Origin of the sequence: Mariprofundus ferrinatatus, from assembly GCF_002795825.1 — a bacterium.
Lineage (GTDB): Bacteria > Pseudomonadota > Zetaproteobacteria > Mariprofundales > Mariprofundaceae > Mariprofundus > Mariprofundus ferrinatatus.
This window is the reverse complement of sequence record NZ_CP018800.1, coordinates 220,381-246,559: the sequence shown is the minus strand read 5'-3', so window position 1 is coordinate 246,559 and position 26,179 is coordinate 220,381. Positions and strand designations below refer to the sequence as shown.

The following is a 26,179-nucleotide window of genomic DNA, read 5'->3' as shown; positions in this document are numbered from 1 at the left end:
CAGCTTGATATCCAGAGGATCAAAACCCGGATCGCAGACGGCCCAGCGCATCCTGAAGCCATTGCTTGCGCAGATCATCATAGAGTCGCTCGCGAGATGCCTCGATGGAGGCCGGCCCTCCGGCCACATAGACATCGCCATGACTACGGATCACACCACTCTGCCAGATAGCCTTACCTTCACGCTCGAGCATCAGACTTCCTGAAAAGACCATGCGATATTCGGTTTCCACGCCTGCTGCATCATAAGCCGAGGGTGTAAAGATAAGGCGTGACATGTTCACATGCAGATTGGCATGTGCCTCCTGATCGATCACGTCCTGTGGCTCAATCAGGGCATAGCTGTCTGATTTCAACCGCTGCCTGAGCATCGGCTCAAGTTGACGGTCGCTGCTGCCTCGAACAATCAGTGAGACTGTCCGAACATCGGCAGGAATCGCCCCGATACCATCGCCGTGGCCGACCAGATGGTAACCGCAGCCGGAGAGCAACAACGCCCCCACCATTGCCGCGCAAGCAATCAGTCGCTTCATGCGGGGCGGACCACGATATTGAGCAGACGACCGGGAACGAGAATAACCTTTACAACCTGCATATTCTCAAGCCATTTACTGATCGCAGGGTCGGCTTGTGCTGCCGCCATTGCGCTCTCCTGATCGGCATCCTTGGCGATGGTGATTTCGCCGCGTTTCTTGCCCTGAATCTGAACCACCAGTGTGATCTCGTTCTTCTCCAGCGCAGTACTGTCCACCTTTGGCCAGTTGCTGATCACAGCCATCTCGTCCATGCCGAGAACCTCACCGACCTCGCAGGCGAAGTGTGGCACGAATGGGGCCAGCATCGCAGCCACTGCCTGTAGCCCTTCACGGAAAGCCGCCATACCCGCTTTCCCCTTCGGCTCAAACGACTGCAACGTATTGGAGAGCTCCATCAGGGCTGCAATCGCAACGTTAAAGGCAAAACCGTGCTCGAATGCGTGCGTAACGCGCTGGATGGTCGAGTGGATCGCAAAGCGCAATGCCTTCACCGCTGCAGCATCCTCTTCAGCTGTACTGTCGTCTCCATCCAGCTTCTCCAGCAGACGCCAGACACGTTTCAGGAAACGGTGTGCCCCCTCGACACCGGCATCGTTCCACTCCAGCTCCTTCTCGGGAGGCGCGGCAAAAAGAGTGAAGAGACGGGCTGTATCGGCGCCGAAGGTGTCGATAATCGCCTTGGGATCAACCGTATTGCCCTTCGACTTGGACATCTTGGAGCCGTCTTTCAGCACCATCCCCTGCGTCAGCAGATTCTTGAATGGCTCATCGCCGCCCTGCTCGGATGTAAAGAGGCCGGCATCACGCATCAGCTTGTGATAGAAGCGTGCATACAACAGATGCAGCACTGCATGCTCCACACCACCGATATACTGATCGACAGGTGCCCAGCGGCCCATCGCTTCTGCATCCACCATCGCAGATTCACTGCGCGGAGATGTATAGCGGTTCATGTACCAGGAGGACTCCATAAACGTATCGAAAGTATCGAGTTCGCGCTGGGCAGGCCTGCCGCATTTCGGACACTCGGTATGCTTGAACTCGTCACACTCGGTCAGTGGTGACGCACCGCCTGTCGGCTGAAGGTGGGTTGGCAGCTCTACCGGCAACATTTCGTCCGGAACCGCAACCGCACCACAATCACTGCAATGAACCACAGGAATCGGCGCACCCCAGTAGCGCTGACGCGATACCAGCCAGTCACGCAGGCGGTACTGCACACGCTCACTGCCCTTTCCGTTCTCTGCCAGCCAGATCGTGATGGCCTGTTTGGCGGCCACGGAGTCGAGATCATTGAACTCGCCCGAATTCACCAGCAGACCCGCCTCGGTGAATGCCTCCGCATCAATATCCCATTCACCCTCGGCAGGTCGGATCACCTGTCTGATCGGAAGAGCGTATTTTTTGGCAAAGGCATGATCGCGTTCATCATGCGCTGGCACACTCATCACAGCCCCCGTGCCATAACCCATCAGCACGAAGTTGGCGACCCAGATCGGAACTGTTTCACCGCTGATCGGATGCACCGCGTTGAAGCCTGTCGGCATGCCCCGCTTCTCCATCGTTTCGACATCGGCTTCCTTGGTCGACATTTTACTGCACGCTTTGATGAATGCCGCAAGCTCGTTGTTATTTTCGGCCGCCTTTTGTGCCAGCGGGTGGCCTGCTGCCACCGCCATGTAGGTGACCCCCATCAGGGTGTCCGGGCGGGTGGTGAAAATATCCAGCGTTTCGTCTGAACCCTCGATACCGAATGCGACCTCTGCACCGGTCGATTTGCCGATCCAGTTACGCTGCATGCCGACAACCTTTTCAGGCCAACCGGATAACTTATCCAGATCGGCCAGCAGCTCCTCGGCATAATCGGTAATGCGGATAAACCACTGTTTCAGGTTCTTGCGGATAACCGGGGTATCACAGCGCCAGCAGACACCGTCCACCACCTGCTCGTTGGCCAGCACCGTATGGCACGGATCGCACCAGTTCACCTCCGCATCCTGCTGATAGGCAAGTCCCTTCTGCATCAGGCGGGTAAATAGCCACTGCTCCCAGCGGTAGTATTCAGGCCTGCAGGTAGCGATCTCTCGTGACCAGTCGTAGGAGAGCCCGAGCCGTTTTAACTGCTCGCGCATCTGGTCGATGTTGGCATAGGTCCACTCAGCCGGTGGACGATGATGCTTGATCGCAGCATTCTCGGCCGGCAGGCCGAAGGCATCCCAGCCGATCGGGTGCAGTACGTTAAACCCGTTCATGCGCTTATAGCGGGCCACAGCATCACCAAGACAGTAGTTGCGCACGTGGCCCATATGCAGGTTGCCGGACGGATAGGGGAACATTACCAGGCAGTAATAACTCTCACGTCCATCGGCCGGATCATCACTGGCGCTGTCGATATCGGCATCGATCCACCTCTGCTGCCATTTTGCTTCGATTCCCTCTGCTTCGTAACGATCAGACACCTGCAATACTCCCGAAATGGCCTGGACCAGGCCGCTAAATATAAACCCCGATGATGAGGGCAACGGCCCGGAATGAAAAGAGGCAGTCCCGAAGGAACTGCCTCACAAAATGAATCAAATCTGTGCTTTAGTGGGCTACAGCCTCTTTCAGCTTCTTCATCGCCCGTGCCTCAAGCTGGCGAACCCGCTCAATCGATACGCCGAACTCATCGGCCAGATCCTTAAGGGTTGCCGGATCCTCAGACATATGACGACGCTCGACGATAAGGCGGTCGCGATCGGAAAGGGAGTTCAGTGCCCGGTAAAGTGCTGTTTTCTGATGGCTCTCCCAGTTGGACTCCAGCACGATCTGCTCCGGTGTGGCATGATCTGAAGGCAATGAATGGACCAGCGCATCGCCCTCCTCGTACTCGGCATCAAGCGACAGATCACGTTGCAAAAATGCGTTGGCCGCCTCCTGATACTGCGTACCGTTCATCCCGTAATCGGCACCCACCTCATCAGCCCTGTTTCCATCCAGTGCAGCGATGGCATTTTTCGCCTTCTGAAGACCGGCAAAGATACGACGCTGCAATTTGTTGGTGCCAAGTTTGACAATGCTCCAGGAGCGCAGAATAAAATCGTGGATAGATGCGCGCACCCACCACGATGCATAGGTCATCAGACGGAAACCTTTGTCCGGATCAAAGCGTTTTACGGCATGCATCAGGCCCATGGTGCCTTCCTGAATCAGATCCATCTCAGGCAACCCGAAATGGCGATATTCGCGGGCAATAGCTGCCACGCCGCCGAGGTTGGAAACTACCAGCTGACGGGCCGCTTCGCGGTCGCCACTCTCGTGCCACAAGCGGGCCAGACGTGTCTCTTCCTCACGTGAAAGGGGATCCACTTTACGCATTTCGCGCGAAAAGAGAGCCAGACTTGTCATCTCACCTGTTGCTGCAGTCACCTTTTAAACACCTCCAAATCAAGCCAAATATATTTAGCACTCCGGCTGAAAGAGTGCCAATTTAATGATTAAAACAGGGTTAATCAACCCTGTTGCCACTTTAACCATTCGATCAACTCTGCTTCTCCGGCAATCTCCACCCCCAGCTCCCGCGCCTTGGCAAGCTTGGATCCAGCCTTGTCTCCGGCAATCACCAGATCCGTATTTTTCGATACCGAGCCAGCCGGCCTGACACCAAGGCTGCGCAGCTGCTCTTGCGCAGCTCGCCGGTTCACCGACTCAAAACTGCCTGTCAGCACCACGGTTTTTCCTGCCAGCGGGTGACCTGTTGCCGCCGGTTGCGATACCTTCGGCTCTACACCGGCCGCAAGCAGCCTGTGGATCACATCACGGTTATGCTCCTCGGCAAAGAAACTGAGAATGCTGGCAGCCACCTCTGGCCCCACATCCGGCACCGCCAGCAGTGACTCCTCGTCGGCTGCCATCACACTATCGAGGTCCCCGAAGTGGGAAGCCAGCGCTGCGCCCGTTGCAGATCCAACATGGCGGATTCCGAGCGCATGCAGCATACGGGCCAGCGGTCGCTTCCTGCTCGCATCAATTGCTGACCTGAGATTGCAGATCTTCTTCTCACCCATTCCCTGCCAGCCGGTAAGCTGCCCGTAATCAAACTCGTAGATATCGGCAACGCTGGTCATCACCCCCTCGTCGACAAGGCGGGCTACCAGTTTGTCTCCCATCCCCTCGATATCCATTGCCCCGCGAGAAACAAAATGGCGCAAACGCTCTTTGAGTTGAGCTGAACATGAGAGGCCACCACTACAGCGAATCGCCACCTCGCCCCCGATCTGATACACGGTAGCACCGCATACCGGACAAGCCTCGGGAGGCTGCGGCATCTCTGCACCTGTATCACCATCAATCGTTCGTACCACCTCAGGGATCACATCCCCTGCCCGGCGTACGATCACGCTCGCGCCGGCATAAACACCTTTGCGCTTCAATTCATCAATATTGTGCAGCGTCGCCCGTGACACGATCACTCCGCCAACTGCCACCGGCTCCATCTCCGCGACCGGCGTAATCACACCGGTGCGCCCCACCTGCCAGATAATCTCGCGAACGGTAGTCGTCACCTCTTCGGCCGGAAACTTGTGGGCTATTGCCCAGCGCGGTGAACGCGCCACGGCACCGAGTCGCTCCTGCAGGGCAAAGCTATCAACCTTGTAAACCACGCCATCAATCTCATAGGCAAGACCGGATCGCATCTCAAGCAGCTTCCGATAGCATTGAAGCAGTGCCTCGACACCGTCTGCCTGCTCCGTTTTCTGGGTGGCAAATCCGAAATGCTGCAACCTGGCCAGCAGGCCGGACTGGCTATCGGCAAGCTTCCTGCCGCCAACTCCTACCCCGTAAGCAAAAAAACCGAGCTTGCGCTGCGCCGTGATGCGGGCATCGAGCTGCCTGAGTGAACCCGCAGCGGCATTGCGAGGATTGGCAAACGGCGTCTCGCCTTCGGCATCACGCTGCTCGTTGAGGTCTGCAAAGGCGGCTTTGGACATATAGACTTCGCCGCGCACCTCAAGGATTTCAGGAAGCTCTGAGAGCTCATCCCTCTTCAGGCGCCAGGGAATATCACTGATCGTGCGCACATTGGCTGTCACATCCTCGCCACTGACACCATCACCACGCGTGGAGGCAATGGTCAAGAGACCCTGTTCATAGCGGAGATTGACGGCCAGCCCATCCACCTTCGGTTCAGCAATGAATGAGAGGTCACTGGTGCCGACCCCCTCTTCCGCACGCCTTACGAAGGCTGAGACCTCATCTGCACTAAAAGCATTGGCCAGCGAAAGCAGGGGTTCGCCATGCTGGCGGGATTTGAATGTTTCAGATGGCGGAGCGCCGACGATGCGCGTCGGAGAGTCTTCCGGAACCGGCTCGCCAAGCTCCGCCTCCAGCCGCTCCAGCTCGCGCAGCAGCTGGTCGTACTCGCTGTCACTGATCAGTGGTGCGTCGAGTGTATAATAGCGATAATTGTGTTCCCGAATTTCATTCCGAAGGTAGGTGATGCGCTGGCGCAAACTTTCTGATTCAGCCGTTATTTTCCCGCTCTCCACCGGTGCTCCCGTACGTTATGCCAGCCGGTTCGGCCAGCATACCCTCAATGGTTTTCACTAGCGGTTGCGACATCCAGTCCACCGCACCGAGCAGATGGTAGCGAACCTTGCCATGTTTATCGATCAGGAATGATTGTGGCCAGCCTGTGACACCGTAGCTGTTCGAAACCAGCCTGTCGGCATCATGAAGAACCTGAAACTGCATCCCGTGTTCGCGCACAAAGCTTTGCAGATGAGTACGGTTCTGATCGACAGATACGGCGACCACCTTCAGTCCCCGTGCTGCATACTTATCGTGCAGCGCCACCATGGAAGGAATCTCATCACGGCATGGCGGACACCAGGTCGCCCAAAAGTTGAGCAGCGTAACCTCTCCTTCTGGCAGCCCCTGCATGGTTCCCTCAAGGTCGGGCAGCCTGAAACCCGAGCCAGCATCACTGATACGCACTGCGGCAGGCGCCTGAGGCAGGCCAATCCAGATTGTTGTGCTGATCAGGCCAAGAATCAGCAACACCACCAGCGTACGATACTTCACGACAACCACCTTGGCGTTTGCATCTTTCAGTTCACTCCCGCCAGTACAGCTTTCAGCTCTGCGCCCGTAACCCGGTGTTTGAATACAGGTGCATCATCCAGCATCAATACCGGAACATCGAGCCCGAAACGAACCAGCAGCGCTTTGTCGCGGTCCACATCGACCGTCTCCCAGCTACAGAGCCCTTCAGCCGCAACCGCTTCGAGCACCTCTTTGGCATCATCGCAGAGGCAGCAATCTTGCCGCGTCATCAAGCGGATATGAGGCAGACTCATAACAGGGACTCAATCACCGCTTTTCTTCGGCAGCTTGACCAGCGCGAAGACCTGATCGCCATTTCGATCCATCATCACGCGCAACACTTCACCATGTTTGAATGTATCAGCGAGTTTGGCAAAAGCCTGCATGTCATTCACATCCTTGCCGTTGATGCGATAGATCACATCGCCACGCTGAATGCCTGCATTGGCTGCCGGCATACCCTGCTGGACCTGCTGAACCACAACACCCTTCTTCACGCGTGTACGCAACCGGGCTCCCAGATCAGGCGTCAGGTTCTCGGCCACTACGCCGAGACGCACCTTTGAGTTTTCCTGTTTCTGCTGTCCATTGCTGGCGACCTGCTCATCCGGCATCGCCTCAACTGTTGCTGTCAGGTTGATGAGCTTGCCGTCGCGGATGATGCCGAGCTTCACCTTGTCGCCCGGAGCATGGCGGGCCACACGAATTGGAAGGTCGTGTGCCTTGTGGATCGCTTCACCATCGATTGATACGATCACATCACCGGCACGGATGCCTGCCTTGTCAGCCGCCGAGCCAGCTTCGACCTGCGGCACCAGGGCACCCTCGCGGTTTTTCAGACCAAGCGCCTGCATCGTCTCCTTGTTCACGTCGGTGATGTGAACGCCGAGACGTGCACGTGTCACATGCCCCTTCTCCTTCAATTCATCGAGAACAGGGCGTGCCAGATTCATCGGAATGGCAAAGCCGATACCGTTATTGCCGCCACTACGGGAGTAGATGGCGGTATTGATGCCCACCACTTCACCTTTAATATTAAACAGCGGACCACCGGAATTTCCCGGATTAATGGCAGCATCGGTCTGGATGAAATCGTCATAGGGGCCTGAACCGATCACACGTCCTTTGGCTGATACGATACCTGCAGTCACAGTCTGACCGAGGCCGAAGGGGTTGCCGATTGCCACCACCCAGTCGCCAACGCGCAACCCGTCAGAGTTGCCCACATTGACTGTTTTCAGCTTCTTGCCCTTCACCTTCAGCAGTGCAACATCCAGTTTCGGATCCGTGCCGATAATCTTGGCTTCCAGTTCGCTACCATCGTTAAACTTCACAACCACTTCATCGGCGCCATCCACCACATGGTTGTTGGTCACCACATAGCCGTCCGCTGAGATAACGAAACCGGTACCGAGTGAATGTTTCTCCTGCTGTTGCTGCGGCATATTGCGCAGGAAATCCTGGAAGAAGTCCTCAAAAGGGGAGCCCGGAGGAAATCCGAAACCCGGAGGAAGGCCCTGCTGGCCACGCTGAACAACATGCTGCGTGGTGCTGATATTAACAACCGCATCTGCCTGTTCGGCGGCAAGATCTGCGAAACTCTCCGGAATAGCGTGGGCGGGCATGGCCCATACAACAGCAACAAGAAACATTGGAATCAGTGATTTGAAATAGTGCAAGCTCTACTCCTTGAAAAAATGTCAGGGCGCTTTTTAAGCGCTTCAGATGAATAAAAGATTAAGACAAACTATTCAGATGCTGAAACGGGCAGGATTGGAATCAGCTTCTCACCCCTGCCTACGATACGCAACATACGCACATCCAGCGATGCCTCGCTGCCTCTTTTACGGCGCAGCAGAAACAGGTAGGTGATCGGCACGCAGAGCAGAGCGGTCACTGCCGCCAGCAGCTCGGGTGCCGGCCAATGCATCGCTGTTGCCAGCGATGACACCACACCACCAGCTACAACAAACATCAGCATCGGTATGGCGTAGATCCGGAATGCCACTTTCAACAGCAGTCCGTCAGGAACCTCCAGCAGCACCTCATCGCCCGCCTTTGCCCCGATCGAGTTCTTTACCTGCAGCTCGATCAACCGTTCTCTCCATGACCCCATCGTTGAACAGGACGCCTTGCCCGCACAGCCACCACAGGCGGAAGCACGACTGCCGCGCACGGTAGCGTTGATGCCATCGGTTTCGATTACTGTAGCCTGCTGCTCCAACTCAACTCCTTATTCGCGCTGTTTCGTCACGCCCAGAGAGGGGCGAAGGCGTATCTTATACCAACCCGATCATGGATTGCCATCCCTGCAGTATGCGCACCACTTCACATCACCTCCAGTTCTTAGCTAGCCTGATCCAAAATCGAGCGTAGAGTTGGCGGCTATGGGAAGTTCGAAAAAACGCCTGCAAGCGGACTATCTGATTATCGGCAGTGGTGCCGCCGGCCTTCTGGCTGCGCGCAGGCTTGCCGAACATGGCAAGGTCATTTTGGTCAACAAGGGCAGCTTCCGGGACTCCAATACCTGGAACGCCCAGGGCGGCATTGCCGGCGTACTCTCCAGCAGCGACTCCGTCGCATCGCATGTTCAGGACACGCTGAAGGCAGGCGCAGGGCTCTGCCATCCGGAAGTGGTACAGGCCATTGTTGCGCGGGGGCGCGAAATCATTGATGAGCTGATCGCCATCGGCACCTGTTTCGACCGTAAAGATGGAGAGCTGCACCTGACTCAGGAGGGTGGGCACAGCAGTCGCAGGGTTGCACATGCGCAGGATGCAACCGGTCGCGCGATTGGAGAGGCGCTGCTTTCAAAGGTGGCGCCGCACCCCAACATCCTCAGGCTTGAGCAACATACCGCGATCGACCTTATCACCACGCTTCGCATCGGCCACGGCACCGACACCGGCAACCGCTGTCTCGGAGCCTATATCCTGGCCCCCGAGGGACACGTTGTGACTGTGGAGGCCGCGCATACGGTGCTTGCCACCGGAGGTGCCGGCAAGGTTTACCTCTACACCTCCAATCCGCATGCAGCCACAGGCGACGGTATCGCCATGGCATGGCGCGCCGGATGCCCAGTCATGAACCTCGAATTCATTCAGTTTCACCCCACCTGCCTCTTTCACCGTCAGGGATCCAACATGCTGCTATCCGAGGCCTTGCGCGGCGAGGGAGCACACCTTGTCGACAGCGAAGGGCGGCGTTTCATGTTTGATTATGATGCGCAGGGCGAACTTGCACCCCGTGATATTGTCGCACGCGCTATCGACCATGAGATCAAGAAACAGGGTGCCGACTGCATGTATCTCGATGCGCGCCCTATCGGACGCGATCAGCTGCTCGCTCACTTCCCCAACATTCACGAACGGCTCCTGAAGCTGGGCATGGACATCACCACACAGCCGATTCCGGTCGTACCTGCCGCCCACTATATCTGTGGCGGCATCAAGGCGGAGATTAACGGCCGCACCGCGATCGATGCCCTCTATGCCATCGGGGAGACAGCCTGCACCGGCCTGCACGGCGCCAACCGGCTGGCCAGCAACTCGCTGCTGGAGTGCCTTGTGATGGCGGAGTGCTGCGCCAGCGACATTATCACTTCCGAGGTGCCCGATGCGCCGCCCATTCCGACATGGGATGATACCGGCATCGTGCCAGAGACTGAGCGTATCCAGATCAAGCAGAACTGGGACGAGATTCGGGCGACAATGTCCCATTACGTCGGCATTGTACGATCCGATGAACGGCTGCGGCGCGCCAAGCGGCGACTGCATGTCATTCGTGAAGAGATTGCCAGCTACTACTGGAAACATCCCGTCAGTCAGGATCTGCTGGAGTTACGTAACATCGAATTGATCGCAGAACTGATCATTGCCAGCGCCCTGCAGCGGCATGAATCCCGCGGCCTGCACTACTCCACAGATCATACCGGGACCGACCCCGAAGCCAGGGACACGATTCTGTGGCCGAACACCCTGTAGCTGAAACCTGCCTTCTCGCAAGGATTTCCGGCCGCGTGCAGGGGGTCTGCTTCCGCCACTATACACAAGTTGAGGCAAACCGCCTGGGGCTGCGCGGCTGGGTAAGAAATGTGGCCGAAGGAGGGGTGGAGGTCTGTTTCGCCGGCCCCGAAGTGCAAATAACCATGATGAAACGGTGGCTGCAACAGGGACCATCCTATGCCAGTGTTGAGCACGTGGCGTATTCAGAGGCCACACTGCCGGAGAGCTGCAACAGCTTCTCCATTCGATACTAAACGGGCAAGGGAACTTGAATGTCATTCAGCGCTAAAGAGAATTTCGACCACGAGCAGGAGCGTGCTACCGGCATCCTGCTAACCAATCTCGGCACCCCCGATGCACCGACCAGGGCGGCGCTGCAGGACTATCTTGCTGAATTCCTCTGGGATCCCCGTGTGGTCGAGCAGCCACGCTGGCTCTGGTGGCTGATTCTCAACGCCATCATCCTCAATACCCGCCCCGCCAAATCGGCTGCGCTCTATGAAAAGGTATGGACAGATGAAGGCTCGCCGCTGCTGGCCACCGGCAAACGCCAACGAGAGAAGCTGGAAGCTGCGCTGCAGGAGAGGGGTATCGGCGCCGTGCATGTGGAGCTGGCCATGCGTTACGGCAATCCCTCTATCCGCAAAGGGCTTGAAGCGCTGCGGGAGAAAAACTGCGACCGCATGATTGTGCTGCCGCTCTACCCGCAATACTCAGCCACCACCACCGGCTCAACCTTCGATGCCGTTGCCAAGGTGCTGAAGGAGTGGCGTCGCGTGCCACGGCTTACCTTTATCGATGCCTACCACGACCAGCCTCTCTATATCGAAGCGCTTGCAGCAAGCATCCGAGATCACTGGAAGGAGAACGGTAAAGCTGAACGGCTGCTGCTCTCATTCCACGGTATCCCGGAATCCTATTTTGAAAACGGCGACCCCTACCCGTGCCACTGCCGCAAAACAGCCCGCCTGGTCAGGGAGGCGCTCGGGCTCGACGAGACCCAGCTGCAACTCGCATTCCAGTCCCGTTTCGGCAAAGAGCCCTGGGTACAGCCCTATACAGATGAGACCCTCGAAAAATGGGGCAAAGAGGGGGTGGAGTCGGTCGATGTGATCTGCCCGGGCTTTGCCGCTGATTGCCTCGAAACCCTTGAAGAGATCGCCATGGAGAACCGTGAAGTCTTCCTCGGAGCTGGCGGCAAAAGGTACAGCTATATCCCTGCCCTCAACGACTCTGATGCCCATGTCCAGGCTCTTACCCAGGTGGTACTGAAAGAATCCTAATCAAACACTCAACTTATTAATATTTGCATTAGCAGCGAATACCTGTTCGTGCAATCGGGGCATTCGTGCAAGCCGCTGTGCAGTTCAACTTACATTGTTGGGCATACTCCTTGCCACAATTGAGTTGAGCAAACCAACTCGCAGCACGCATTCAAGCAGGTTTTCTAGTGCAGTTGCTTGGTGCATCAGTCCTTTATGACTTCTGTTAGAGATGCGAACAAAAAAGTTTATATTTTTTCAACCCTTCATAAACGAGCATTTCTGGCTATAATCTTTTCACTCAATCTGATAATTGTTTGAAGGAGATGTATTATCTACTTTTCAAGGTTAAAGCTGATCCTGTTACTTATTCTGCTTTCTATCTCCACAGAAATAGCATTCGCATCACAACAAACAAAAAAAGTTTCTGAAGTTCCTGCTGAGGGAGCAACTCAGACGCCAGCATTTGACAGGGATAAACTGAGTCCGGGAAAGGGGCTCATTATGCTGGATTATGCAGTAATCCCCGTTCCCGGGTTTAAATCTGTTGATTTACATGGCATTCACTTACTCCATCAAATGAATAGTTGGCTATATTTAGGTTTGGGGCTTCATGCGCCATTGTTGCATGGTAATTACGGTGGTTTCATGGTCTTTGACGTTACTGCCCATGCCCAACAAGCATTAATTGGGAATTCGTTTGTCAATGCTGGCATCTCTCTAGGAGGAGGTGGAGGTGGACCCAGTATAAGGAGAAGTGCCGAATTGACCGGCACAGGAGGGTTTATCAAAGGCTACATGGGAATTGGTTACGATTTTCGCAATTTCTCTGTTGGGGTGAATTATGCCCACTACCAATTTAAAAACTCTCGAATAAACAGTTCCCAACTCAACATGTTTGTTCAAAAGAAACTTTCATACTCAATCGGTTCATATGCGGCTTCAGGGACTAAGACAGAACATGATCCCTCCCACCTTGAAGAGGGAGGAGAGAATATGTTGACGATAGAGCTTAATAATATATTTCAAATCAAACCGAAAGGAAGTTATACAAAACCAATTAACTCGTTGTCTTTGCAATTCTCCCACTTTCTAACCAACAATCATTATGTGTTTTTTGCTGCAGAAGGGGGCTATTACGGTATGCCACTCTATAATCACATATTGGGTGGAGTGGGGTACAGGCATTCAGTTTCCCCTCGTGTCAGCCTATATGGCCAAATAGGTGTTGGCTCGGGAGGGTATTCACCCGATAGAATTGATACAGGCCCGGGACTACTGGTTCACCCTAAATTTTCCATTGAATACTTTCTGAACAACAACTACGGACTGTCATTATCGAGTGGTTATTTATTTGCGCCGAAGGGAAGTTCTAATAACTTCACTCTGGGAGCGGCAATAAACTTCCACCTATCCAACAAAGGAAGTGGAAATCGAAGCCCTGATGCTAAACAGAATTTGTTGTACAGTGGAATCCGCATTCATGTGTTTCAACAAACTGAATTCGGTGTTCGAATTGGCAACATAAGACACCCCGACCTCAAGATGCTATCAACTCAATTTGATTATCTTTTGAATGAAAACTGGTATATCCCCACTCAAGTTAGCTTCGCGTACAATTCGTACTTTGGGACCCCTGGTTATGGCGAGGCACTAACAGGATTAGGTATCCAGACCGGATATTCCACAACCAATAGTCTTCAGGGGTTTTTCCAAGTATTGATTGGCGCAAGCGCAGAAGGGGTCGTCTTAAAGCCTTCGGTTGGTCTCAATTATGAATTAAGTGATCACTATGCACTGTATGGTCAGCTTGCCAAGACAATATCACTTGAAAAAATTAATCTATATCCTGATAGAAAGAGATTTCGTGCTTCTTCCGTAGGAATAGGCTTAACATATCGATTCTCGACACTAAGTGCCCTTTAATAACTGCCCGGGAACAGGGTGTGTCAATAATACAGCCAACTCTCAGATTATGATTTCCCTAGTGCGCTAGAAGTTGAAAATCGGCATGTGACTTGAAAGCAGCCATTCAACCCCACCCCAATGGTGGCCAGATTTGTTATTCAGACCACCCATGGTTTCACCCGGGCAACACGTGTAAATCACCTCTCCTGATGGCTTGTCCGGATCGAGGAAGCATGAAGGACTCCAACTAAAAGACTGCCGAGTTTCTGAGTTTGGCTGCAAGCTTCCGTCGGAAAAATGGCATTTTTCATGCCAAAATTGGGGTCACCATAAAGAAGCCTACTGATACGCCGGATTGAGCACCTTGATGCGCGACTCTTTTTCGATATCCAGGTACCACTGCTCCAGCTGCTCCTGCTCCAGGATGCTGACGATCTCCTCTTTCACCTCTTCAAGCGGTTTCTGCAAGGCAGCGCGACGACCGAGCAGCTCGATCACATGCCAGCCGAACTGCGTTTTAACCGGATTGCTGACCCCCTTCTCTTTCAAAGCAAAGGCTGCGTCGTCGAAAGGCTTGACCATCACGCCGCGCTGAAACCAGTTGAGGTCACCACCGCGGGATTTATTGCTGTCATCGAGCGATTCGCTGGCGGCAAGTGCCGAGAAATCGGCTCCTTTCCGCAACTTCTTGATAACAGCCCATGCCCTCTTTTCGGTGGCCACCAGAATGTGGCGGGCATGGATCTGTTCTGGTACGGAAAATTCGGAGGGGTGCTGTTTGTAATAGGCTGCAGCATCGGCTTCCTCGATCTTCTTCATGTTCGCCATCTGCCAGCGCATGGCCGCCTCAATGAGTATCTGCCTGCGTGCGCTCTCAATATGCTGGCGCGTTGCAGGATCGAGATCCAGCCCGATCGCTTCGGCCTTCTGGCTGACAGCGTGATGCCGAATCAATGTACGAAGAATATGTGCCCGCGCCTTCGGATCCTTTCTGTAACGACTGACCTCTTCGGGCAACATGGCCATTTCAAGGTCGATATCGGACTCATGGATAGGGGTTCCATTTACGGTTGCCACCACCGGACTGGGATTCACCACTCCTGCAAGGGAGGCCTCATCCTGCTGCTGGCAGCCAGCCAGCAGGAGCGTAAACCCTATAACTATCAACCATCTCATTGACGAACCCCTTGTCCAACGTGAGCGCTAGAGTAGCGTCCCGACCTGCTGCAACCAAGCTCCGGGAGGATAAGGAATGACGCCAGTTGTCATGGCCATCACTGTACTCAGTCTCTACCTGATCTTTTTCCACTTCTACGCCAAGCGGATTCTGGCCAGAAGAATCTTCGAACTGGATAACAGCAATGACACGCCTGCGCATGCCCTTCGCGATGATGTCGATTATGTTCCCGCCAACAAATATATCCTCTTTGGTCACCACTACGCCTCGATAGCAGGGCTTGCGCCCATGCTCGGACCTGCCATTGCGGTGATCTGGGGCTGGGTGCCCGCACTCTGCTGGGTGGTTTTCGGCACCCTGCTGGTCGGTGCTGTGCACGACTTCTCAGCGTTGGTTCTCTCCATCCGCCACAAAGGGCAGAGCGTCGGCACCATTGCCCGCGACGTGATCAGTCCACGCACACGGCTATTATTCCTGTTGGTGATTTTCTTCCTCGTGGCCCTGGCCATGGGTGTGTTTGTGCTGGTGATCTCAGGACTCTTTGCTGCGCCCGATGCCGCCAACATTCCGAAAACCTCGCATCCAGAAGCGATCTTTCCGACCTATGCGCTGATGCTGATCGCCATGGTGATCGGCTTCCTCGTCTACAAGAAGAACATGCCGCTCTGGCCGATGATTGCACTCGGCTTCGTACTGATGCTGCTCACCACCTGGATCGGACTGGATATGCCGATCACCGGATTTACTGCCGGCGACTGGACATGGACCCTGCTGATCTACGCCTTCGTTGCCAGCGTACTGCCGGTCTGGCTGTTGCTGCAGCCGCGCGATTTCCTCAACTCGCTGCTGCTCTATCTGGCTCTCTTTTCGATGCTGGCCGGTTTCTTCATCCTCTCTCCCGACTGGGCTGCACCTGCCATTAACCCGAATCCGGTCGGTGCGCCGCCGCTGCTTCCATTCCTGTTCATTGTAATTGCCTGCGGAGCTGTCTCAGGTTTCCATGGCCTGGTCGCATCGGGCACGACATCGAAACAGCTGAACCGTGAATCGGATGCCCCCTTTGTCGGATATGTAGGCATGATCGGGGAGTCGCTGCTGGCACTGCTCGCCGTGCTCGCCACCACTGCCGGCGCATTTTCATCTCGAGCCGACTGGGAGTCCTTTTACGGTTCGTGGGACAAGGCGGTCGGACTGCACCAGAAGCTCGGTGTCTTCATCCAGGGCAACGCCAACTTCATCCACCAGCTCGGCGTGCCGCTCGATTATGCCGCCGCCTTTATCTCCGTAGTCGTGGTCGGTTTCGCCATGACCAGCGTCGATACCGGTGCGCGACTGCTGCGCTTCAATCTGGAGGAGATCGGTCAGACCATCGGCATCAAGGCGCTCGGCAACCGCTACCTGGCCACACTCCTCGCCGTTGCCGCAATCGGTTTTTTTGCCTTTTTCAAGGTGGATGGAAAACCTGCAGGCCTTTTTTTATGGACACTGTTCGGCACCACCAACCAGATCCTGGCAGGATTGACGCTGCTCACCGTCACCATCTACCTCTACCGCAAGAGAAAGCCTATCCTCTACACGCTGCTGCCAATGCTGCTGGTGCTCGGCGCCACGATTTCCGGAATGGTAATGGGGATATTTGGTGCTGTTGAAAAAGGGCAGTGGACCGTTGCTGCTGTCGGCGCTGCCATCTTCCTTCTGGCGGGTTGGGTGCTGCTCGAGGCGTTGCTGGTGGTCAACAAAGTGCGCCGGGAAAGGGCTGGCAGTTAGCCACCCGCTTCTCTCCAGCCCTGTCAATTAGACGGGTGCAAAACTGCCCGTCCGAGGCTACGATAGCCCGATGCATTTTGCTCCATTCGCCCATCTTCATAACCACTCCGACTTCTCCCTGCTTGGTGCCACCACGAGGGTAAGCGAGTTGCTGAAACGGGTGGCGGAACTGAAACAGCCAGCCGTAGCCCTGACCGATTACGGCAACCTGTTCGGCGCTATCGAGTTCTACTCCAAAGCGATGCAGATGGGCATCAAACCGATTCTCGGCTGCGAAATCTTTCTCTGCGATGACCACACCAAACGCATATCTGAGGGGCCGCGCGGACCGCGCTTCCCGCAGCTGGTACTGCTGGCACGCAACAACACCGGCTGGAAAAACCTGCTCAAGCTGATTTCCATCTCCTATATCGAAGGTTTCTACTACAAGCCGCGTGTCGGCAAACCACTGCTGGCCGAGCACTGTGACGGCCTGATTGCCCTGTCCTCCGGCTGGAATGGCGAGGTGGAACAGCTGCTGCAGAAGGGCGACCGTACGGGTGCCACAGCTGCAGCGCGCGCCTACAAGGAGATGTTCCATGAGAACTGCTTCTTCCTGGAGCTACAGCGCCATGGCAATGGCGGCCAGGAGGAGATTAACCGGCAACTGATAGAGATCGCCCATGAGCTTGATATCCCGCTGGTAGCCAGCAACAACACCCATTTCATTGAACGCGACGGTTTCAACTCTTTTGAGGCGATGCTGGCGCTCCAGCAGAACCGCACGATTCACGATGATGTCACCGGCATCTTTACCCCCGAGCACTACCTCAAATCGTTCGAAGAGATGCAAGACCTCTTTTCCGACATCCCCGAGGCGCTGGAAAACAGCATGCACATTGCCAACCGCTGCAATGTCGACCTGCGCTTCGGCAACTATCAACTGCCCGATTTCCAGCCGCCTGAAGATCTGGAGCTCAACGCCTATATGCGCAAACAGGCGCAGGAGGGGCTGGATCTGCGCTGGCCGACGATCCTTGCCGGCGAGCCGGAAGCCGACCGCGATGTCTATGACAAACGACTGCAGTTCGAACTCGACATCATTGAGAAGATGGGGTTTCCGGGATACTTCCTGATCGTATCGGACTTCATCCTGTGGGCAAAAAATCACGGCATCCCGGTCGGCCCCGGACGAGGCTCGGGCGCCGGTTCACTGGTCGCCTATGTCCTGAAAATCACCGATCTGGATCCGATCAAGTACGGACTACTTTTCGAACGTTTCCTCAACCCTGAACGCGTATCGATGCCCGATTTCGATATCGACTTCTGCATGAGCCGCCGTGAAGAGGTGATCCGCTACGTCACCGAGAAGTATGGTGAGGCGAAAGTGGCGCAGATCATCACCTACGGGTCGATGAAGGCAAAGGCTGTGGTTCGCGATGTCGGGCGTGTGCTCGGCATGGATCTGGCCAAGGTAAACCTGATCGCCAAGCTGATCCCCAACGACCTGAAGATGACACTCGAAAAAGCACTGGTCGAGGAGCCGAAGCTGGCCAAGATGGTCGATGATGACCATGAGGTAGCGCACCTCTTTGAACTGGCCAGACGCCTTGAGGGGTGCCACCGCAATGCCGGCAAACATGCCGCCGGCGTTATCATCGGCAGACAGGACCTCGACGAAACCGCCCCGCTTTTCAAGGTGGCCGGCGAAGAGGGAAAGGTGGTCCAGTGGGACATGGGCAACAGCGAAAAAATGGGGCTGATCAAGTTCGATTTTCTCGGACTGAAAACGCTTACCGTTATCGATATCGCCTGCAAACTGATCAAGCGCTATGACCCGCGGCCCGAAGCGCAGAGCTTCGATATCACCGCCATTCCGATGGATGATCAGGCCACATTCAATCTGATGCAGCGCGGCCAGACCGGTGCGGTATTCCAGGTGGAGTCATCGGGCATGCGCGACCTGCTTACGCGCCTTCGCCCCGACTGCTTCGAAGATATCATCGCGCTTGTGGCCCTCTATCGTCCCGGCCCACTCGAATCGGGCATGGTGGACACCTATATCGAGTGCAAGCACGGACGCCAGGAGATCGTCTATCTGGTGCCGCAACTGAAAGAGATTCTGCAGGAGACCAATGGCGTCATCCTCTATCAGGAGCAGGTGATGCAGATCGCCCAGGTACTGGCAGGCTACACGCTCGGCCAGGCCGATATGCTGCGTCGCGCCATGGGCAAGAAAAAACCGGAGGAGATGGCCAAGCAGCGGCAGATTTTCATGAAGGGGGCTGAAAAGAAGAAAGTGCCGCTCGACAGGGCTGAGCAGATCTTCGACCTGATGGAGAAGTTTGCCGGCTACGGTTTCAACAAATCACACTCGGCAGCCTACGCCCTGATCTCCTACCAGACCGCCTACCTCAAGGCGCATTATCCCCAGGCCTTCATGGCCGCAACCCTCTCCTGCGACATGGGCAATACCGACAAGGTTGCAGCGCTGGTCACCGACTGCCGCAACATGGATATCGAGGTGCTGCCACCGCATATCAACGCATCGGATTGGGAGTTCCGCCCCGAGGAGAAGGCAATCCGTTACGGCCTCGGCGCCATCAAAGGTGTTGGAGAAGCTGCGATCCGTGCAGTGGTGGCTGAGCGCAAAGAGAACGGACCGTTCGAATCCTTTGAAGAGCTGATCATGCGCTCACCAACACGCACGCTGAACAAAAGGATCCTTGAGGCACTGATCAAGGCCGCGGCCCTTGAGGGGCTGATCCCGAACCAGCGGGCTGCGATTGAAGGACTGTCCGAAGTGCTTGAGCAGCTCTCCCGCAAACGCAAGGAGTACGCCTCCAACCAGTCCACACTGTTTGAGGTGGCTGAACCGCAATCCGGAGAGGGGGGATTCCCGCTGCTGGCATCGTGGAGTCATGGTGAGCAACTACAGGCAGAGCGTGAGGTTCTCGGGTTCTACCTTACCGGCCACCCGCTTGAGGCCTACCTCAAGCGTTTTAAAGGGCTTGGTGACTGCAACCTCTCCGAGTTGCGGGAGCGTGCGCATGAGAGCCAGATCGTCGTGCCGGTTGGCATTTCAGGCATCCGGCCCTACAACGGGCGTTCGGGAACCATGGCATTTGTTCAGGTTGAAGATCTGCACGGCCAGGCGGAGATGATCGTCTTTGCCAAGCTCTATGCCGAGGTCTCGGAACTGCTCGCTTCTGACGAACCGCTGCTCATCGCCGCCAAGGTGGACACCTCCAAAGATGATCCGGTTCTGATTGCCGAGGCGATAAGCTCGCTCGATGACATCCTGCCGGAACTGGTGCATGAAGTTCAGATCACTGCAGCCAGCATTGCCTGGGATGAGGTCACGCTGGCCCGCCTGAAATCGATGGCGACCGGAGGATCGGCAAGGCTTGCATTCCATGTACGGCTTCCAGACGCTAGTCTTGCGCAATTGATCACCGGTCCGTGTATCAACTGGAGCGAGGCGGTCCGCACCCAACTGGATGCCCGCTTCGGCGTGGATTCGATTCGCGTCCGCTGTAAACCGTGGCAGCCGCCACGCAGCCAGCAGATGCGCCGGGGATAAGAGAGGATGATATGGCAATGAGCTATCTTGAATTTGAACGTCCGATTGCAGAGTTGGCATCGAAGATCGATGAGCTTTCAGGCATGGGCAAAGATTCGGGCGTGAATATTGCAGAAGAGGTTGAGCGCCTGAACAGCAAAAAGGACAAGCTGGTCGAGCAGATCTACAGCAAGGCTACCCGCGCCCAGGTTTGCCAGCTCTCACGCCACCCCGACCGCCCCTACATTCTCGACTATATCCCGCAGATGTTTGATGACTTTCAGGAGTTGCACGGCGACCGCGCTTTTGCCGATGATGGCGCCATTGTCGGCGGCGTGGCCAGTTTCCGCGGCAGAAGTGTCATGGTCGTCGGCCATCAGAAAGGGCGTGATACCAAAGAGAAGCTGAAACGTAATTTCGGCATGCCGAGGCCGGAGGGCTACCGCAAGGCACTGCGACTGTTCAAGCTCGCCGAACGTTTTGAAATTCCTGTGCTCACCTTTATCGACACCGCAGGCGCCTGGCCGGGCATCGATGCCGAAGAGCGCGGCCAGAGTGAGGCGATCGCCCGCAACCTGCAGGAGCTTGCAGCATTGAGAACGCCGGTGATCTGCACCGTGATCGGTGAAGGCGGCTCAGGCGGCGCACTGGCGATTGGTGTCGGCGACCGCATGTTCATGCAGCAGTTCTCCACCTATTCCGTCATCTCCCCTGAGGGTTGTGCCGCAATTCTCTGGCGAGACCGCGCCCATGCCGATGAGGCTGCCGAGGCGCTGAAGCCTACCGCACTCGATCTGAAAGAACTGGGACTGATCGATGAAATCATTCCGGAACCCAAAGAGGGAGCCCACCGCAATATCAAGGAAGCCTCCGAGCTGATGGGTGATGTGCTGGAAAAAGCGCTGAACAAGCTGCTGAACACACCCGTTGATAAGCTTATTGCGGCCCGCACAAAACGACTTCGTAATCTGGGCTCATTCAGCAGCTGAACGCTTTCACCACGGAGAGGTACTCGAAGTGGTCATAACGGCACCGACTCGAAATCGGTTGGGCGGGTAATACCGCCACGTGGGTTCGAATCCCACCCTCTCCGCCATCCCATAAGAAAGGGCCCCAGTTCGGGGCCTTTTCTTTTAAGCCGGTTTTACTCCATTTGAGCATGCATGACACCCGCAGGGTAAAAGGCTGCATAACGGAGTACCAACAGCATCCGGAAAACATTCATGGTTGTCTAATCACCAATTCGGGTAAATGCTGTGACCGTCAAAGGAGTCAACCATGGCCCGTAAACCGTTTTCCGATCTTATCGGCATTGAACTCAGCCCCTCCAGCCATGCCGAGAAGCTGATCTCAGGCCTTGGCGGTTTCATCGCCATATTCATGATCATACTGATCAGTTACACGATTCTGGGTGAAGATGCCTACCTGATCGTTGCATCCATGGGTGCGGCAACGGTGCTGCTGTTTGCAGTGCCGCACGGCCCGCTTTCACAACCCTGGCCGCTGTTTGGCGGCAATCTCCTCTCCGCAATCATTGGCGTGATCTGTGCCAAATTTGTGCCTGATGCGTTTATTGCGGCAGGTCTGGCCGTCGGCATCGCGATTGCCGTCATGTATTATCTGAAATGCATTCATCCGCCGGGCGGCGCCACTGCACTCTCTGCAGTTGTCGGCGGCGCAAGCGTGGAGCAACTGGGATACATGTATGTCGTTACCCCGGTGCTGCTCAATGTGCTGGTTATTTTTACCGTTGCGTTGATCTTCAACTACCTGTTCAAGTGGCGCAGGTATCCGGCAAGCCTGACTACCCCTGCCACTGCTCCCGCAACCACCAGCTTCTCGCATGAGGGGATCGCGCATGCCCTGCAACAGATCGACTCATTTATCGATGTTTCCGAGGATGACCTCAACCGGATCTATCAACTGGCCGGCGAATACGACAGAAAACGCCCCGAATAGTGCTAACCGCAAGACTTGGACAGTCATACGCACCAAAAAAAACACCCCGCCGAGGCGGGGTGTTTAGATTCAGTGAAAACTGATATGTGGTGTCTTACTGAGGATAAACGTTACGAGCCTGTGGGCCCTTCTGTCCATCTTCTACTTCATACTCAACTTTCTGGCCTTCTACCAAAGACTTGAAGCCGTCGCTCTGAATTGCAGAGAAGTGAACGAATACGTCGTCGCCGCCATCATCCTGAGCGATAAAGCCAAAACCTTTAGAGTCGTTAAACCATTTAACTGTTCCTGTTGCCATTTTTAATTGTACCTCAATTACTAATAAATATAGTGCATACATGTTTATCATATGCGATTTTACTTAAGAGAAATCAAGAAGGAAACTTCTGAATCGGCCTAGAAAAACCACCACAATCATGTTCTGCGATCCGCACTGTATGCCAGCCGGATACAATAAGCCAGCAAAATCATAAACTTATTTTTGCCACTCAATCTGAACAGGGGATTGAATCTATCCCGCTTCAGCCCCATCCCTGAAAAGAAAAAGGCCCGGTCAAAAAACCGGGCCCTTTCAGATTCAGTCGCTTACTGAATATCGTTATCGGGAATAATCAGCATCTCGACACGACGGTTCAGCTGCCTTCCAGCCTCAGTATCGTTGGTGGCGCGCGGCTGCATTTCACCGCGACCCTCGGCGATCACCCTGCGTGAATCCACACCACGGTCAGCAAGGTACCATGCTACAGAGTTGGCCCGCTGCTGCGAGAGATTCTGGTTGTACTCTGTGGAGCCACGACTGTCGGTATGGCCGGTGATGCGGATGGTGGTACGCGGATAGCGGTTGAGAATATCGGCCACCTTATCGAGGGTGCTGTTGAATGCAGGCTTCAGCTGTGCCGAGTTGTAGTCGAAGGAGACCTCAGAGTTCATGGTGATCTTCAGGTTCTCATTCTTCAAACGCTCGATCTCAACCTGGTTGGCGCGGCGCTCTTCCGCCAGCACGCGGTTGAATTCGGCCTGCTGGTTATCCATGTAACGGCCCACGCCGGCACCAATCGCACCACCTGCTGCCGCACCGATCAGTGCGCCGCGCAGTGCGCCGCCGGAGCGGTCCTGCTGATGCCCGATCACGGCACCTGCAATTGCGCCGATTGCCGCACCTGCCGCAGCCTTCTCCTTCGTATGCTTATTCGGATCATCCGGGCTGCTTGCACATCCGGCCAGAACCAGGCCTGCCGCAACCGCCATCATCATCATTCGTTTCATCAATCTATCCTCCGTAACACCTTAACTGTTTCAATCACCGGCAGGTCGAACTGCCGGCCGGAAACCTGCATGGCTTCCAACTTCACATATCTGCCTGATCTTCGCAAGCCTACCCGTTTCCCGATGAACATAAAGTAAGTACGGGATGAAATAATGCATCACACTTGCCGGATCGGCGAACTGTATCACTCACCCTCAGGCTAGATTCTATGACGACTATCACCAAGTGTAATTTGCGCACCGCCGGTACAGCTTGCCACCCCCTTCTGTTTTCATAGAGAGTGGGTGCATGGATGAATCCACCCTAAGACTTGCCGCATTTGTCGCCATCTTCGGCTGCATGGCTTTGGCCCAGACAGCTGCCCCGCGGCGCAGGCTCCGCTTCGGATATCGTCGCTGGCCCGCCAATCTCGGCATCGTGCTTCTTAACACGTTTCTGGTGCGCCTGCTCTTTCCGGCGGGCGCGGTTGGCGCTGCACTCTGGGCCGATGCAAACGCTGTCGGCCTGTTCAACCTGGTCGAACTGCCGCCAGCTGCGACCGTTGCTCTCTCGGTGATTCTGCTTGACCTGATCATCTACTGGCAGCATGTAATCTTTCACGCCGTGCCAATGCTCTGGCGCCTGCACCGCGTCCACCATGCCGACAACGACATTGACGTCACCACAGGCCTGCGTTTCCATCCGATCGAAATCATCCTCTCAATGCTGGTCAAAATTTCATTCATTATCGCAGTTGGCGCACCTGCCACTGCCGTAGTGATATTCGAGATCGTGCTTAACGGCATGGCAATGTTCAACCACGCCAATGTACGCCTGCCGAGACAGATTGACTCGGCCATTCGCCTGCTGCTGGTCACGCCCGATGTTCACCGCGTGCACCACTCCGTCATTCCTGCCGAGACCGACAGCAACTTCGGCTTCAACCTGAGTATCTGGGACCGCATTTTCGGCACCTGGAAAGCGCAGCCTGACATGGGGCACGATGGCATGACTATCGGCCTGACCCAGCTACAGCATGCGCCGACCCACAGTCTGGCATTTATGCTGCGCTTGCCGTTCCAAGGGGATTTGGGCCAGTATCCGAGCAGTAACCGGAAAAAGGAGCGGCTGGATGTGTGACGAGAAGGTAAACCGCTGCGAATGCGTGAATAAAACATTCGACAAGCTGAAGGTATTCGAAAACCTTGCCGCAGCCCAAAAGGCAACCGGCTGCGGCATCGAGTGCGAGGGATGCCTGCCCTATCTGAAGCTGATGTTTGCCAGCGGCGAAACCGCTTTCGATATCGACGACTCCCGCCTGGCGGATTTCCAGTAAGTGATGGATTCACGCAGCGGCATGAATATTCTGGTTCCGGCAGCCGCCTTTGTGGTCATTGTTGCCGGCATGCAGGCGGCAACATCCATGCTGGTTCCATTCCTGCTTGCCGCATTCATTGCCATCATCTGCCTGCCGCCACTGAAGTGGCTGACATCGAAAGGGTTCTCCCCGGCACTGTCTGTTCTGTCGATCACGCTGGTGCTTGTGTTGCTGGGAAGCCTGCTCGGTGCCTTTGTCGGCGCCTCTGTTGCCGAATTCACCAACAACCTGCCCATCTACCAGGCCCGTTTGAACCAGCAGACCAGTGATTTGATCACATGGCTTGCCGGATTCGGCATAAGCCTCGACACACAACTGCTTCGCGACAATCTCGACCCCTCCATCGCCATGGGCATGGCTGGCAAACTGCTGTCAGGACTCGGCAACGTGCTGGCCAACACCTTCCTGATCGTGCTGACGGTCATCTTTCTGCTTATCGAGATCACCGCACTGCCTCACAAATGGTCTGCCATGGGCGAACACGCACCCTCGACCGGCGGCTTTGAACGATTCGTCGGCACGGTCAGCTCCTATTTTGCCATCAAGACCTGGATCAGCCTCGCTACCGGCACCCTTATCGCGATCTGGCTCACCTTTGTCGGCGTTGATCATGCGCTGCTCTGGGGCCTGGTCGCATTCCTGTTCAATTTCGTTCCCAATATCGGTTCGATTATTGCCGCGGTCCCAGCTGTACTGCTGGCACTGGTACAACTTGGCCTCGGTGACGCCCTGCTGGCGGGGCTCGGTTTTGTGGCGGTGAATATCGTGATGGGCAATGCCGTGGAGCCGCGTTACATGGGTAAAGGCGTGGGGCTTTCAACCCTGGTGGTGTTCCTCTCACTGGTGTTCTGGGGCTGGGTATTGGGCCCTGTCGGCATGCTGCTCTCGGTGCCGCTGACCATGATCGTCAAGCTGGCGCTGGAAGCGCGTGAGGATACGCAGTGGCTGGCCATATTGATCGGCCCGGACATCGAAGCTCGAGATAGTTAAAGCAGGCTTCTACTTACCCTCTTTTTTCAGCAACTCAGCAAGGCCTGCAAGCCCCTTGAAGGTCGAGCCGCCTGCCTCGTCACGTTTCACATCCCCGTGCGCATCGGCCTCGAGATATCGCTGGTGTTCATTATCGTGGCAGTAGATGCAGAGCAGCTCCCAGTTGCTGCCGTCAGGCGGATTGTTGGCGTGGTTGTGATCTTTGTGATGCACCGTAAGTTCCTTTAACTGTTTACCTGAGAAATCCCGGCCACAGCGGCCGCAAACCCATGGAAACAGTTTCAGGGCCTGTTCACGATAGCTCTCGTTACCCATCAGCCAGAGGGCC

23 protein-coding genes and 1 tRNA gene are annotated in these 26,179 nt (G+C 55.5%); 12 read left to right on the top strand and 12 right to left on the bottom strand.

Annotated elements, in window-relative coordinates:
* Positions 1–19 precede the first annotated feature (19 nt).
* From Ga0123462_RS01245 to Ga0123462_RS01210, 8 genes are all read right to left on the bottom strand, one after another.
* Positions 20–532: an LPS-assembly lipoprotein LptE gene (locus tag Ga0123462_RS01245; RefSeq protein ID WP_100264637.1), complete on the bottom strand. Its 513-nt coding sequence runs from the start codon at positions 530–532 to the stop codon at positions 20–22.
* Positions 529–2,994, bottom strand: coding sequence for a leucine--tRNA ligase (gene leuS / locus Ga0123462_RS01240; RefSeq protein WP_100264636.1), 2,466 nt, complete (start codon positions 2,992–2,994; stop codon positions 529–531). Before leuS ends, Ga0123462_RS01245 begins: the two co-directional genes overlap by 4 nt.
* Positions 2,995–3,121: 127 nt before the next feature.
* On the bottom strand, positions 3,122–3,943 hold the full coding sequence (locus Ga0123462_RS01235) for an RNA polymerase factor sigma-32 (RefSeq protein WP_232726489.1): 822 nt from the start codon (positions 3,941–3,943) through the stop codon (positions 3,122–3,124).
* An 83-nt stretch (positions 3,944–4,026) separates the two neighbouring features.
* Positions 4,027–6,048, bottom strand: coding sequence for an NAD-dependent DNA ligase LigA (ligA, locus tag Ga0123462_RS01230; RefSeq protein WP_100266414.1), 2,022 nt, complete (start codon positions 6,046–6,048; stop codon positions 4,027–4,029).
* Positions 6,038–6,598, bottom strand: coding sequence for a peroxiredoxin family protein (locus Ga0123462_RS01225; RefSeq protein WP_100264635.1), 561 nt, complete (start codon positions 6,596–6,598; stop codon positions 6,038–6,040). The genes ligA and Ga0123462_RS01225 overlap by 11 nt, the downstream gene beginning before the upstream one ends.
* 26 nt (positions 6,599–6,624) lie before the next feature.
* Positions 6,625–6,849, bottom strand: coding sequence for a glutaredoxin family protein (locus Ga0123462_RS01220; RefSeq protein WP_232726488.1), 225 nt, complete (start codon positions 6,847–6,849; stop codon positions 6,625–6,627).
* A 33-nt stretch (positions 6,850–6,882) separates the two neighbouring features.
* Complete coding sequence (locus Ga0123462_RS01215; RefSeq protein WP_100264633.1) at positions 6,883–8,298, bottom strand: DegQ family serine endoprotease; 1,416 nt, start codon at positions 8,296–8,298, stop codon at positions 6,883–6,885.
* 68 nt (positions 8,299–8,366) lie between these two features.
* Complete coding sequence (locus Ga0123462_RS01210; protein ID WP_100264632.1) at positions 8,367–8,843, bottom strand: SoxR reducing system RseC family protein; 477 nt, start codon at positions 8,841–8,843, stop codon at positions 8,367–8,369.
* A gap of 163 nt (positions 8,844–9,006) precedes the next feature.
* On the opposite strand from Ga0123462_RS01210, the gene nadB reads away from it, so the two are divergent.
* The 4 genes from nadB to Ga0123462_RS01190 all read left to right on the top strand — a co-directional run bounded on the left by nadB (position 9,007) and on the right by Ga0123462_RS01190 (position 13,811).
* The gene (gene nadB / locus Ga0123462_RS01205) at positions 9,007–10,602 is read left to right on the top strand and encodes an L-aspartate oxidase (protein WP_100264631.1); all 1,596 of its coding nucleotides are present in this window, start codon (positions 9,007–9,009) and stop codon (positions 10,600–10,602) included.
* Entirely contained in the window at positions 10,584–10,877 is a 294-nt protein-coding gene (locus tag Ga0123462_RS01200) for an acylphosphatase (protein ID WP_100264630.1), read from the top strand. Before nadB ends, Ga0123462_RS01200 begins: the two co-directional genes overlap by 19 nt.
* Positions 10,878–10,895: 18 nt before the next feature.
* The gene (hemH, locus tag Ga0123462_RS01195; protein ID WP_100264629.1) at positions 10,896–11,906 is read left to right on the top strand and encodes a ferrochelatase; all 1,011 of its coding nucleotides are present in this window, start codon (positions 10,896–10,898) and stop codon (positions 11,904–11,906) included.
* A 483-nt stretch (positions 11,907–12,389) separates the two neighbouring features.
* Positions 12,390–13,811 carry a hypothetical protein gene (locus tag Ga0123462_RS01190; protein WP_100264628.1) on the top strand — a complete coding sequence of 474 codons (1,422 nt, stop codon included), beginning with the start codon at positions 12,390–12,392 and terminating at the stop codon, positions 13,809–13,811.
* A 321-nt stretch (positions 13,812–14,132) separates the two neighbouring features.
* Here the strand turns inward: Ga0123462_RS01190 and Ga0123462_RS11505 are convergent, their stop codons facing one another.
* The gene (locus tag Ga0123462_RS11505; protein ID WP_100264627.1) at positions 14,133–14,969 is read right to left on the bottom strand and encodes a peptidylprolyl isomerase; all 837 of its coding nucleotides are present in this window, start codon (positions 14,967–14,969) and stop codon (positions 14,133–14,135) included.
* 76 nt (positions 14,970–15,045) lie between these two features.
* Here Ga0123462_RS11505 and Ga0123462_RS01180 point away from each other — a divergent pair, with 76 nt between their 5' ends.
* The 5 genes from Ga0123462_RS01180 (at position 15,046) to Ga0123462_RS01160 (ending at position 22,237) form a co-directional block, all read left to right on the top strand.
* On the top strand, positions 15,046–16,737 hold the full coding sequence (locus Ga0123462_RS01180; RefSeq protein ID WP_100264626.1) for a carbon starvation CstA family protein: 1,692 nt from the start codon (positions 15,046–15,048) through the stop codon (positions 16,735–16,737).
* A gap of 70 nt (positions 16,738–16,807) precedes the next feature.
* Positions 16,808–20,299 carry a DNA polymerase III subunit alpha gene (dnaE, locus tag Ga0123462_RS01175; RefSeq protein ID WP_100264625.1) on the top strand — a complete coding sequence of 1,164 codons (3,492 nt, stop codon included), beginning with the start codon at positions 16,808–16,810 and terminating at the stop codon, positions 20,297–20,299.
* An 11-nt stretch (positions 20,300–20,310) separates the two neighbouring features.
* Complete coding sequence (locus tag Ga0123462_RS01170) at positions 20,311–21,267, top strand: acetyl-CoA carboxylase carboxyltransferase subunit alpha (protein WP_100264624.1); 957 nt, start codon at positions 20,311–20,313, stop codon at positions 21,265–21,267.
* 13 nt (positions 21,268–21,280) lie between these two features.
* Positions 21,281–21,374, top strand: a tRNA-Ser gene (locus tag Ga0123462_RS01165).
* Between the two features lie 182 nt (positions 21,375–21,556).
* Entirely contained in the window at positions 21,557–22,237 is a 681-nt protein-coding gene (locus Ga0123462_RS01160; RefSeq protein ID WP_100264623.1) for an HPP family protein, read from the top strand.
* Between the two features lie 94 nt (positions 22,238–22,331).
* Here Ga0123462_RS01160 and cspE read toward each other — a convergent pair whose 3' ends face one another.
* Together cspE and Ga0123462_RS01150 are read right to left on the bottom strand one after the other, a co-directional pair.
* Positions 22,332–22,535: a transcription antiterminator/RNA stability regulator CspE gene (gene cspE, locus Ga0123462_RS01155; RefSeq protein ID WP_100266413.1), complete on the bottom strand. Its 204-nt coding sequence runs from the start codon at positions 22,533–22,535 to the stop codon at positions 22,332–22,334.
* 287 nt (positions 22,536–22,822) lie between these two features.
* Positions 22,823–23,503 carry a YiaD family glycine zipper/OmpA-like lipoprotein gene (locus Ga0123462_RS01150; protein WP_100264622.1) on the bottom strand — a complete coding sequence of 227 codons (681 nt, stop codon included), beginning with the start codon at positions 23,501–23,503 and terminating at the stop codon, positions 22,823–22,825.
* A gap of 289 nt (positions 23,504–23,792) precedes the next feature.
* Between Ga0123462_RS01150 and Ga0123462_RS01145 the strand changes: the two genes are divergently transcribed.
* From Ga0123462_RS01145 to Ga0123462_RS01135, 3 genes are read left to right on the top strand one after another with little or no spacing between them, the layout of a single operon-like run.
* On the top strand, positions 23,793–24,623 hold the full coding sequence (locus Ga0123462_RS01145; protein WP_100264621.1) for a sterol desaturase family protein: 831 nt from the start codon (positions 23,793–23,795) through the stop codon (positions 24,621–24,623).
* On the top strand, positions 24,616–24,819 hold the full coding sequence (locus Ga0123462_RS01140) for a hypothetical protein (protein ID WP_100264620.1): 204 nt from the start codon (positions 24,616–24,618) through the stop codon (positions 24,817–24,819). Before Ga0123462_RS01145 ends, Ga0123462_RS01140 begins: the two co-directional genes overlap by 8 nt.
* Before the next feature lie 3 nt (positions 24,820–24,822).
* Positions 24,823–25,851, top strand: a complete 1,029-nt coding sequence (locus Ga0123462_RS01135) for an AI-2E family transporter (protein WP_100264619.1) — start codon at positions 24,823–24,825, stop codon at positions 25,849–25,851.
* 9 nt (positions 25,852–25,860) lie between these two features.
* Here Ga0123462_RS01135 and Ga0123462_RS01130 read toward each other — a convergent pair whose 3' ends face one another.
* Positions 25,861–26,166, bottom strand: coding sequence for a YajD family HNH nuclease (locus Ga0123462_RS01130; RefSeq protein ID WP_100264618.1), 306 nt, complete (start codon positions 26,164–26,166; stop codon positions 25,861–25,863).
* Between the last annotated feature and the right edge of the window lie 13 nt (positions 26,167–26,179).